This is a genomic window from Saccharopolyspora sp. NPDC002686 (assembly GCF_040295745.1).
Classification (GTDB): Bacteria; Actinomycetota; Actinomycetes; order Mycobacteriales; family Pseudonocardiaceae; genus Saccharopolyspora; species Saccharopolyspora oryzae.
This window is the reverse complement of sequence record NZ_JBEOVY010000288.1, coordinates 1-10,395: the sequence shown is the minus strand read 5'-3', so window position 1 is coordinate 10,395 and position 10,395 is coordinate 1. Positions and strand designations below refer to the sequence as shown.

Below are 10,395 nucleotides of genomic sequence, written 5' to 3'. Positions count from 1 at the left end.
ACAAGGTCCTGCTGCCCGTCGGAGGGCGCACGCTGCTGGACCGCACCCTGGATGCGGTGGCCGAGGCCGACCCGCTGGTCGTGGTCGGCCCGCCGCGCACCACTGCCCGGGCGGTGCGCTGGACCGCGGAAGATCCGCCGGGTGGCGGTCCGCTCGCGGGGCTCCAGGCAGGCCTGGCCCAACTCCCGGCGGAAACCCGCGCGGTCGCGGTCCTCGCGGGCGACCACCCGCACCTGACACCGGCGACGATCGCCCGGCTGCTCGCCGCCCCGCGCGCAACACCCGACTCCGCTGGTGCGGTGCTCGTCGACGCGCAGGACCGTCCACAGTGGTTGGTGGGCGTGTGGGACGTGAGCGCGCTGCGCGGGGCGATGCCCGCTGAGGTCCACAACCGGCCGCTCCGCGCGGCTCTCGCCCCGCTCGCGCCGGTGCACGTCCCGGCGATCGAGTCCGAGGCGTCCGATGTGGACACGCCGGACGACCTCCGGAACGCCCGCACCGCGCAGGAGTAGCGGTTCTCGACCGACTTCATCCGCGAAAACCACCACATCTCGTCAACATCCTCGATATGTTCAGTGCTGAGTGAAATTAATCCTCGATCCGGCGGCTTTACCTGGGTCACACCGCGGTTGAGGTTGGGTGGGCTCGGGGTAGTGCCCCCGCGGCGTTGCGCGGTGGGGGCGTGCCAGGATCTTGAGCGGCCGGGTAGGCCGGACCGACGACAGGAGGCTGGGAGAATTGACCGAGGCCGGCAACGGTGAGAGCGGGGGCGCCGCGCGTCCGGCGGACCAGGTGAGCACCCCGGCGCGCGACGCGCAGCTGCTGGAACGCACCGTGTTCGAGGTCAAGCGGGTGATCGTCGGCCAGGACCGGCTCGTGGAGCGGGTGCTGACCGGACTGCTGGCCAAGGGCCACATCCTGCTGGAAGGCGTGCCCGGCGTGGCCAAGACCCTCGCGGTCGAGACCTTCGCGCGGGTCGTCGGCGGCAGCTTCTCGCGGCTCCAGTTCACCCCGGACCTGGTGCCCGCGGACATCCTCGGCACCCGCATCTACCGGCAGGGCAGCGAGCGCTTCGACGTCGAGCTCGGTCCGGTGCTGGCCAACTTCGTGCTGGCCGACGAGATCAACCGCGCTCCGGCGAAGGTCCAGTCGGCGCTGCTGGAGGTGATGGCCGAGCGGCACGTCTCCATCGGCGGCGAGAGCTACCCGATGCCCGCCCCGTTCCTGGTGCTGGCCACCCAGAACCCGATCGAGAACGAGGGCGTCTACCCGCTGCCGGAGGCGCAGCGCGACCGGTTCCTGTTCAAGCTCCCGGTGGAGTACCCCACCGCGGAGGAGGAGCGCGAGATCATCTACCGGATGGGCGTCGCGGCTCCGGAGCCGAACCCGGTGCTCAACCCGGACGAGCTGATCCGGCTGCAGAAGGTCGCCGCCTCGGTGTTCGTGCACCACGCGCTGGTCGACTACGTGGTGCGCCTGGTGGTGGCCACCCGGCTGCCCAACGACCACGGGCTGTCCGACATCGCGAGCTGGGTCTCCTACGGCGCCTCGCCGCGTGCCAGCCTGGGCATCATCGCCGCCGCGCGCGCCCTGGCGCTGGTGCGCGGGCGCGACTACGTGCTGCCGCAGGACGTGGTGGACGTGGTTCCGGACGTGCTGCGGCACCGGCTGGTGCTGTCCTACGACGCGCTGGCCGACGGCATCCCGGTGGAGCACATCGTCAACCGGGTGCTGCAGACCGTGCCGCTGCCGCAGGTCTCGGCGCGTCCGCAGGGCGGTCCGCCCGCGCCGGTCGGTGGCCCTGCCGGTTACGCGCAGCCGCCGCACGTGCCCAACCCGCACCAGTGAGGGGCGAGGGCGTGCCGGCAACCGATCAACATCCGGACGGGGACCGCCCGAGCTGGGCGCCCCCGTCCCTGGACGCCGGTCGGCTGGAAGCAGCGCTGCGGTCGCTGGAGCTGAGCGTGCGGGGCCGGTTGGACGGCCTGCTGCAGGGCAACCACCTCGGTCTGGTGCCCGGTCCGGGCACCGAGCCGGGGGAGGCGCGGGTCTACCAGCCCGGCGACGACGTGCGGCGGATGGACTGGGCGGTCACCGCCCGGATGTCCGAGCCGCACATCCGGCAGACGGTCGCCGACCGGGAGCTGGAGACGTGGGTCGCGATGGACCTCTCGCCGAGCCTGGACTTCGGTTCGGCGGCGTGCGAGAAGCGCGAACTGGCCGTCGCCGCGCTGGCCGCGGTGGTGTTCCTGACCAGCGGTGGCGGCAACCGGATCGGTGCCGTGCTGGACAACGGCACCGGCCCGGTGCGGGTGCCCGCCCGCGGCGGGGCTTCGCACGCACGGTCGTTGCTGCGGAAGGCCGCCGGGACGCCGCGTGCGGAAGAAGGAACGCGCGGCGATCTCGGCGGGTTGCTCGAGTCGCTGCGACGTCCGCCGCGGCGGCGCGGGCTGGCGGTGGTGGTCTCGGACTTCCTGGGCCCGACGGACTGGCAGCGCGCGCTGCGGGGCTTGGGCGCCCGGCACTCGCTGCTGGCCATCGAGGTGCTGGACCCGCGCGATGTGGAGTTGCCCGACGTGGGCACGGTGCTGCTGTCGGACCCGGAAACCGGCAAGCAGCGTGAGGTGCACACCAGTCCTGTGCTGCGCAAGGAGTTCGCCGCGGCTGCCGCAGCGCACCGCGAGGAGGTGGCGGCGGTGCTGCGCCGCGCCGGTTGCGCGCACCTGGTGTTGCGGACGGATTCGGACTGGATCGCCGACGTCGTGCGGTTCGTGGTGGCCCGCAAGCGCGGTTGGTCCGGAGGAGCAGCTTGATGTTGAGTTTGTCGGGATTCACCGCGCCGTGGTGGTTCCTGCTGCTGTTGGTGGTCGCCGCGCTGGTCGGCGGCTACCTGTGGGCGATGCGCAAGCGCCGCCAGGACACGATCCGGTTCAGCAACCTGGAGGTGCTGGACCGGGTGGCGGCCAAGCGCCAGGGCTGGTGGAAGCACGTGCCGCCGGCGCTGCTGGGCGTGGCGCTGATCATGCTCACGGTGGCGCTGATGGGCCCCACCGCCGAGCAGCGCATTCCGCGCAACCGGGCCACGGTGATGCTGACCATCGACGTGTCGTTGTCGATGAAGGCCACCGACGTCGAGCCCAGCCGGCTGGAGGCGGCGAAGGTCGCGGCCAAGGAGTTCGCGGACAAGCTCACCCCGGGCATCAACCTGGGGCTGGTGTCGTTCGCGGGCACCGCGACCGTGCTGGTGATGCCCACGACCGACCGGACCGGCGTCAAGCAGGCCATCGACAGCCTGAAGCTGGCCGAGGCCACCGCCACCGGCGACGGGATCAACGCCTCGATGCAGGCGATCGACTCGTTCGGCAAGATGGTCGGCGGTCCGGCCGGGGCGCCGCCCGCGCGGATCGTGCTGATGGCCGACGGCGGCCAGACCATCCCGCGCGACATGGACGCCCCGCGCGGGGCCTACACGAAGGCGAAGGAAGCGCGGCAGGCCGGCGTGCCGATCTCCACGATCTCCTTCGGCACCAGGCACGGCAGCATCGAGATCCAGGGCCAGCAGGAGCTGGTCGAGGTCGACGACGAGGCCATGCAGGAGATCGCGAAGCTCTCCGGCGGCGAGTTCCACAAGGCCGCCAGCGCCGAGCAGCTCCGCGAGGTCTACGACACTCTGGGCGAGCAGATCGGCTACGAGACCAAGCACACCGATGCCAGCAAGCCGTGGCTGGTGCTGGGCACGCTGACCGCGATCGTCGCGGCCGGGATCTCGATGTTCACCGGGCGCAGGCTCCCGTGAGGAAGTGTTGGCGCGCCGTTGCGGAGCTGGTCACCTAGCGGATCACCGGCTCCAGGATCCTGACCGGGCACGCGAGGCTCGGGAGGCGATCGGGAGTGGCGCAGGTGGGCACGGGTTTTCTGCGGGAGTTCGTCAAGTCGCCGACCACGACCGCAGCGGTCGGGCCCAGTTCGCGGGCGCTGGCCGAGCAGATGGTGGCGCCGATCCCGCACCGCGGTGACCCGGTGGTGGTCGAGCTCGGTCCGGGGACCGGGGCGTTCACCGAGCTGATCCAGCGCCGCCTGGGCGGGCGCGGGCACCACCTGGCGCTGGAGCTCAACTCGCGGTGGGCCGCGCAGCTGGGGGAGCGGTTCCCGGGTGCGGAGTCGGTGTGCGCCGACGCCCGGGAGCTCCCGGAGCTGTTGCGGGAGCGGGGGCTGCGCGCCGATGTCGTCGTCAGCGGGTTGCCGTGGGCGGCGCACGCGCCGGTCGACGGGGTGCCGCTGGTCCGGCTGGTCGCCGAATCGCTGGTGCCGGGCGGGGCGTTCACGCAGTTCGCCTACACCTGGACGCGGTGGGCGCCACCGGCCCGTCGTCAGCTGGCGGACCTGCGCGCGGAGTTCGAGGAGACGGTGATCAGCCGGACGGTGTGGCGCAACCTGCCGCCCGCGGTGGCCTACCTGGCGCGGCGGCCACGCCGATCGTGACCTGATCGGGGCGGTGCTACGTTCGAGCGGTGTCGTCGGATGCGGTGGTAACCGGTCTCCGCGAGCTTCCGCTGCTGGTCGAGCTGGGCACGGCGCTGCTGTTCTCCAGCTTGATCGGGTTGGAGCGCGAGGTCCGCGCGAAGAGCGCCGGGATGCGCACGCACGCCCTGGTCGGGGTCGGTGCGGCGCTGTTCATGCTGGTGTCGAAGTACGGTTTCGGCGATCTGCTGGCCTTCGACCGGGTGTCGTTCGACCCGTCGCGGGTGGCCGCGCAGATCGTCTCCGGCATCGGGTTCATCGGCGGCGGGTTGATCTTCGTGCGCCGCGACGCGGTGCGCGGTCTGACCACGGCGGCCACGGTGTGGGTGGTGGCCGCGGTGGGGATGGCCTGCGGCAGCGGTCTGGTGGTGCTGGCCGCCGCGACCACGGCGGTGCACTTCCTGGTGGTGCTGGGCTATCCGTGGCTGCTGCGGACCCTGCGCAGGTCGCTGCGGGAACCGCAGGTGATGCGGATCGGCTACCTCGACGGCTTCGGCGTTCTGCGCAGCGTGCTGACGCTGTGCACCAGTCGCGGCTGGACGGTGATGGACCTCGAGGTGGAGCGCGAGGACACCGACGACGAGCAGCAGCGCACCGCCGTCGTCGCCCTGCGCCTGCGCGGAAAAACCCCGGTGGCATCGCTGGTAGAGGAGATCAGCGCACTCCCCGGAGTCCTGCACGCCGCAGTCGGCGAAGCGATGGAACCGGGCTTCTAGAGCGCACCCGCGGTGCGGTGCGCCGCAAATTCCATTGAAATCGCACGTCCGATTTCAATGGAATTTGCGTGGTGGGAGGTCAGCCTGCCTGCTGGGCTTCCTTGCGGACCTCGTCCATGTCGAGTTCTCGGGCTTGGCGGATCACGTCGTCGAGGACGTTCTCCGGGAGCGCGCCCGGCTGCTGGAAGATCAGCACGTTGTCGCGGATGACGGCCAGCGTCGGGATCGATTTGACGTCGAACGCGCCGGCCAGTTCCTGCTGGGCCTCGGTGTCGACCTTGGCGAAGACGATGTCCTCGTTCTTCTCGGAGACGCGGTCGAAGACCGGCGCGAACTGCCGGCACGGGCCGCACCAGGACGCCCAGAAGTCGATGATGACGAAGTCCTGGTCGGAGACGACCTCGTCGAAGTTGTCCTTGGTCAGCTCGACCGTTGCCATGGGAGATCCCTTCTCGTGGCGGTTACCGGGACAACGCGGTGCGCCCGCTCCGGCATTCCGCCGGTGGTTGTCGGGTTCATCACCGCTGCGTCCCGTCCAGGGCGCGAGCGACGAGGGTAGCCAGGTGGACGGGCTCGACGTCGGAGGCCTGGCGCAGCTGGGTCCGGCAGCTGAAGCCGTCGGCGACGACGTCGGTTCCGGGTTCGGCGGCGCGCACGGCCGGGAGCAGGCCCTGCTCGGCGCAGGCCATCGAGACCTCGTGGTGTCCGCGTTCGAAGCCGAAGTTGCCCGCCAGTCCGCAACATCCCGCGTCCAGCACGCGGGCCCGCGTGCCGGTGGCGTCCAATGTGGCCTGATCGGCGGCGAACCCCAGCTCGGCGTGCTGGTGGCAGTGGACCTGCACCAGTGCCTGCCGGTCCTGCGCGGGCTGCTGCCACTGCTCGCGGGTGGGCTCGACCCACTCGGCGAAGGTCCGGGTCGCCGCGGCCAGGGCGGCGACGTCGAGGTCGTCCGGGGCGAGTTCCACCGCGTCGTTGCGCAGGAACGCCGTGCAGCTGGGTTCCAGGCCGATCACCGGCAGCCCGCGGTCGAGCTGCGGGCGCAGCAAGCGGGCGGTGCGGCGGACCGCGCGGCGGGCGGTGCCGAGCTGACCGGTGGAGTGCCAGGTCAGTCCGCAGCAGACCGGTTCGCGCGGGATTTCCACGGCGTGGCCGAGGGCTTCGAGCGCGGTGACCGCGTCGCGCCCGATGTGCGGGTCGAAGTGGTTGGTGAAGGTGTCCGGGAAGAGCAGCACCCGTGCGGAGTCGCGGCGTCGCGGATGCTGCTCGGACCACCACGCCTGTAGTGACTCGGTGGCCAGCTCCGGCACGTCCCGTCGAGCGTCGATCCCGCCGAGCCGTTTGAACACCGGTGCCAGCGGGCCGGAGAGGACCCGGTTGACCAGCCGGGGCGCGCGTTGCCCGGCCTTCAGCCACAGCGGCAGGAAGCCCATCGAGTAGTGCGCGGCCGGGCGCAGCCGGTGCCGGTAGTGCTGGTGCAGGAACTCCGCCTTGTAGGTCGCCATGTCGACGTCGACCGGGCAGTCGGACTTGCACCCCTTGCAGGACAGGCACAGGTCGAGCGCTTCGCGGACCTCCCGGGACCGCCAGCCGTGCTTGATGACCCGGCCGGCGAGCATCTCGAACAGCAGGTGGGCCCTACCCCGGGTGGAGTGCTTCTCCTCCCGGGTGACCCGGTAGCTCGGGCACATCACCCCGCCCGTGGTGTTCAGGCACTTGCCCATGCCGACGCAGCGGCGGGTCGCGGCGGCGAGGTCGCCGGAGTCGGCGTGCAGCGCCAGCGCGGTGCGCGTCGGGATCTTGGGCGGGGCGACCAGCGGGCGGACGTCGGAGTCGACCGGTCGCGGGTGGACGATCTGCCCGGGGTTGAGCAGTCCCTCCGGGTCGAAGGCCGCTTTGAACCGCTCGAACGCCTGGATCACCTCTGGCGGGTACATCCGGGACAGCAGCGCGGAGCGGGCTTGACCGTCGCCGTGCTCGCCGGAGACCGAGCCTCCGTGCGAGACCACGAGGTCCGCCGCGGCCTCCAGGAACGAGCGGTACTCCGCCGTGCCGGGCCCGGACAGCAGGTCGAAATCGATGCGGACGTGGATGCAGCCGTCGCCGTAGTGGCCGTAGGTGACGCCGCGGCGGCCGAACCGCGCCAGCAGGGCGTCGAACTCCCGCAGGTAGGAGCCCAGCTGTTCGGGCGGGACGGCGGCGTCCTCCCACCCCGACCAGCGCTCCGAACCGGCCATCCGGGTCGAGTACCCGGAGCCTTCCTCGCGGATCTTCCACAGCGCCGCGATCCGGGCCGGATCGGTGTGCACGACGCTATCCGCGCGCTCACCCATCGCCCGGACGATGTCCCGCGCCGCGGACTCGGCCTCGCCGAGATCGGAGCCGCCGGTCTCCACCAGCAGCCAGCTGCGCCCGCCGGGCAGCAGCGGCAAGGCGGGTGAGGCGGGGTTGCGCTGCCGCACCACGTCGACCAGTTCGGAGCTGAGCCCTTCGATGGCCAGCGCCCCAAGGCCCCGGAGCCGGGGTACCTCGTCCGCGGCGGCGTAGGTGTCGGGGAACCCGAGCACGGTCAGCGCTCGCACCGCGGGTGAGGACACCAGCTGGACCGTCGCCCCCAGCACCACCGCGCAGCTGCCCTCGGAGCCGACCAGGGCTCGGGCCAGGTGGAAGCCGTTCTCCGGCAGCAGCTGGTCGAGGTTGTACCCCGACACCCGGCGGGCCAGGTCGGGGAAGGAGCGGCGGACCAGATCGGCGGCGTCGTCCCGCAGCCTCCTCAGGTCCTGGTGCAGGCGCCCGACGCGATCGCCGCGCGCGCACAGCGCGTCCAGCTGCTCCGGGGAGGTCGCGCCGACCTCGAGCCGGGTGCCGTCGGAGAGCAGCACGTCCAGCGAGTGCACGTTGTCGACGGTCTTGCCCCAGGCGACCGAATGCGTGCCGCAGGCGTTGTTGCCGATCATCCCGCCGAGCGTGCAGCGGCTGTGCGTGGAGGGATCGGGGCCGAAGGTCAACCCGTGCCCGGCCACCGCCGAACGCAGCGAGTCCAGCACCACGCCGGGCTGCACGCGGGCCAGCCGGCGGTCCACGTCGATGTCGACGATCCGGTTCAGGTGGCGGGCGAATTCGAGCACCAGCCCGGTGCCGATGGCGTTGCCCGCGATGCTGGTGCCCGCCCCGCGCGTGGTGATCGGCACGCCGTGGCGCCGCGCGATGGCCACGGTCGCGGCCACGTCGTCCTCGTCGCGGGGGAAGACCACCCCGGTCGGCACCTGCCGGTAGTTGGACGCGTCGGTCGAGTAGAGCGCTCGGGTGCCGGGGTCGAAGCGCGCCGGCCCGGACAGCGCGGCGCGCAGCTCGGCGACGAGGTCAGCGGGCGGGTTGGCCATCGGAGCGCCTCCCTGGTCGGTGGTGATCAGCCGCATAGCGCAGTCTGCCTGCCCGCGCGGGTGTAGGCGCACCACGACACGGTGACCCTTTTTCTGTATGGAGGCGACGAGCGGTGGGCGTCCTCGAACGGATAATGTCGCGGCTGAACCGAATCTTGCGTTCGAGGGGAGATCCACAGTGGCACGGTCCGTACTGGTGACCGGCGGTAACCGCGGCATCGGCTTGGCCATCGCGAAGGCGTTCCAGGCCGCCGGGGACAAGGTCGCGGTCACGCACCGCGGATCGGGTGCACCGGAAGGGCTGTTCGGGGTGCAGTGCGACGTCACCGACCCGGAGCAGGTCGCGGCGGCCTTCGACGAGGTCGAGGCCGCGCACGGCCGGGTCGAGGTGCTGGTGGCCAACGCCGGCATCACCGACGACACCCTGCTGCTGCGGATGGGCGAGGACCAGTTCAGCCGGGTCATCGACGCCAACCTCGCCGGTTCCTACCGGGTGGCCAAGCGCGCGGCCAGCAGCATGCTGCGCAACCGCAAGGGCCGGATGATCTTCATCTCGTCGGTGGTCGGGCTCTCCGGCGGTGCCGGGCAGGCCAACTACGCGGCGAGCAAGGCGGGCCTGGTCGGCCTGGCCCGCTCGATCGCCCGCGAACTGGGCTCGCGCAGCATCACCGCGAACGTGGTCGCCCCCGGCTTCGTCACCACGGACATGACCGACGCGCTGTCCGAGGAGCGCAAGAAGGAGATCTTCGGCCAGATCCCGCTGGCCCGGTTCGCCGCCCCCGAGGAGGTCGCGGGCACCGTGCAGTGGCTGGCCTCCGACTCCGCCGCCTACGTCACCGGCGCGGTGATCCCGGTCGACGGCGGTCTCGGGATGGGCCACTGAAGCACGGTTCGAACCGCGCGCCCGGCAGCGGCTGCGCGCGGCGTTGGTCCCAGGTGCCTGCGTACCTGGTGGATAAGCACAGCGGAGGATTTTCGTGAGCGGTTTGCTCGAAGGCAAGCGGATTCTGATCACCGGCGTGATCACCGACGCGTCGATCGCGTTCCACGCGGCCAAGGTCGCCCAGGAGCAGGGCGCCGAGGTGGTGCTCACCGGGTTCGGCCGGATGAGCCTGGTGCAGCGAATCGCGGGCCGGCTGCCGAAGCCGGCGCCGGTGATCGAGCTGGACGTGACCAGCACCGAGCACCTGGACGGCCTGGCCGATCGGGTCCGCGAGCACGTCGACGGCCTCGACGGCGTCCTGCACTCCATCGGCTTCGCCCCGGCGTCGTGCCTGGGCGGCGACTTCCTGGCCGCGCCGTGGGAGGACGTCTCCACCGCGCTGGAGGTCTCGGCGTACTCGCTGAAGTCGCTGGCCACCGCGACCCTCCCGCTGATGGGCGAGGGCGGTTCGGTCGTCGGCATGGACTTCGACGCCCGCGTCGCCTGGCCGGCCTACGACTGGATGGGCGTGGCCAAGGCGGCGCTGGAGTCGACCTCCCGCTACCTGGCCCGCGAACTGGGCCCGAAGGGCATCCGGGTCAACCTGGTCTCGGCCGGTCCGGTGCGCACCATGGCGGCCAAGTCGATCCCCGGTTTCGCCGACCTGGAGGCCGGTTGGGGCGACCGCGCCCCGCTGGGCTGGGACGTCAACGACCCGACCCCGGTGGCGAAGTCGGTTTGCGCGGTGCTGTCGGACTGGCTGCCCAAGACCACCGGCTCGATGATCATGGTCGACGGCGGAGTGCACGCACTGGGCATCTGAGGTGTGGTCTCGCGCGCAGCCGGTGCACCCGGC

General features: G+C 71.7%; 10 protein-coding genes. 8 read left to right on the top strand and 2 right to left on the bottom strand.

The genetic code is table 11. The features are described 5' to 3' along the window. The 6 genes from mobA to ABTZ89_RS29300 all read left to right on the top strand — a co-directional run. A partial coding sequence (mobA, locus tag ABTZ89_RS29325) for a molybdenum cofactor guanylyltransferase (RefSeq protein WP_351050686.1) occupies positions 1-512 on the top strand: 512 nt, incomplete at its 5' end. A gap of 226 nt (positions 513-738) precedes the next feature. Further along, complete coding sequence (locus ABTZ89_RS29320; RefSeq protein WP_351050683.1) at positions 739-1,848, top strand: AAA family ATPase; 1,110 nt, start codon at positions 739-741, stop codon at positions 1,846-1,848. Between the two features lie 11 nt (positions 1,849-1,859). Further along, on the top strand, positions 1,860-2,813 hold the full coding sequence (locus tag ABTZ89_RS29315; RefSeq protein WP_351050680.1) for a DUF58 domain-containing protein: 954 nt from the start codon (positions 1,860-1,862) through the stop codon (positions 2,811-2,813). A gap of 2 nt (positions 2,814-2,815) precedes the next feature. Then, positions 2,816-3,796: a VWA domain-containing protein gene (locus tag ABTZ89_RS29310; protein WP_351050689.1), complete on the top strand. Its 981-nt coding sequence runs from the start codon at positions 2,816-2,818 to the stop codon at positions 3,794-3,796. 104 nt (positions 3,797-3,900) lie between these two features. Next, positions 3,901-4,482, top strand: a complete 582-nt coding sequence (locus tag ABTZ89_RS29305) for a class I SAM-dependent methyltransferase (RefSeq protein WP_351050677.1) — start codon at positions 3,901-3,903, stop codon at positions 4,480-4,482. Between the two features lie 29 nt (positions 4,483-4,511). Further along, positions 4,512-5,237, top strand: coding sequence for an MgtC/SapB family protein (locus tag ABTZ89_RS29300; protein WP_270951671.1), 726 nt, complete (start codon positions 4,512-4,514; stop codon positions 5,235-5,237). A gap of 79 nt (positions 5,238-5,316) precedes the next feature. On the opposite strand, the gene trxA is transcribed toward ABTZ89_RS29300, so the two are convergent. Both trxA and ABTZ89_RS29290 read right to left on the bottom strand, forming a co-directional pair. Then, positions 5,317-5,676 carry a thioredoxin gene (gene trxA / locus ABTZ89_RS29295; RefSeq protein WP_270951670.1) on the bottom strand — a complete coding sequence of 120 codons (360 nt, stop codon included), beginning with the start codon at positions 5,674-5,676 and terminating at the stop codon, positions 5,317-5,319. 79 nt (positions 5,677-5,755) lie between these two features. Further along, a complete protein-coding gene (locus tag ABTZ89_RS29290) occupies positions 5,756-8,617 on the bottom strand; it encodes an FAD-binding and (Fe-S)-binding domain-containing protein (RefSeq protein WP_351050673.1) in 2,862 nt (953 codons plus the stop codon). Positions 8,618-8,795: 178 nt separating this feature from the next. On the opposite strand from ABTZ89_RS29290, the gene fabG reads away from it, so the two are divergent. Both fabG and fabI read left to right on the top strand, forming a co-directional pair. After that, complete coding sequence (gene fabG, locus ABTZ89_RS29285) at positions 8,796-9,500, top strand: 3-oxoacyl-ACP reductase FabG (RefSeq protein WP_270951668.1); 705 nt, start codon at positions 8,796-8,798, stop codon at positions 9,498-9,500. 94 nt (positions 9,501-9,594) lie between these two features. Beyond that, a complete protein-coding gene (gene fabI / locus ABTZ89_RS29280) occupies positions 9,595-10,362 on the top strand; it encodes an enoyl-ACP reductase FabI (protein ID WP_351050669.1) in 768 nt (255 codons plus the stop codon). Positions 10,363-10,395 lie beyond the last annotated feature (33 nt).

What these genes read in the sequence shown, in the direction of transcription:
- trxA (WP_270951670.1), bottom strand. Translation starts at nt 5,676, where the DNA reads ATGGCAACGGTCGAGCTGACCAAGGACAACTTCGACGAGGTCGTCTCC.
- ABTZ89_RS29290 (WP_351050673.1), bottom strand. Translation starts at nt 8,617, where the DNA reads ATGGCCAACCCGCCCGCTGACCTCGTCGCCGAGCTGCGCGCCGCGCTG.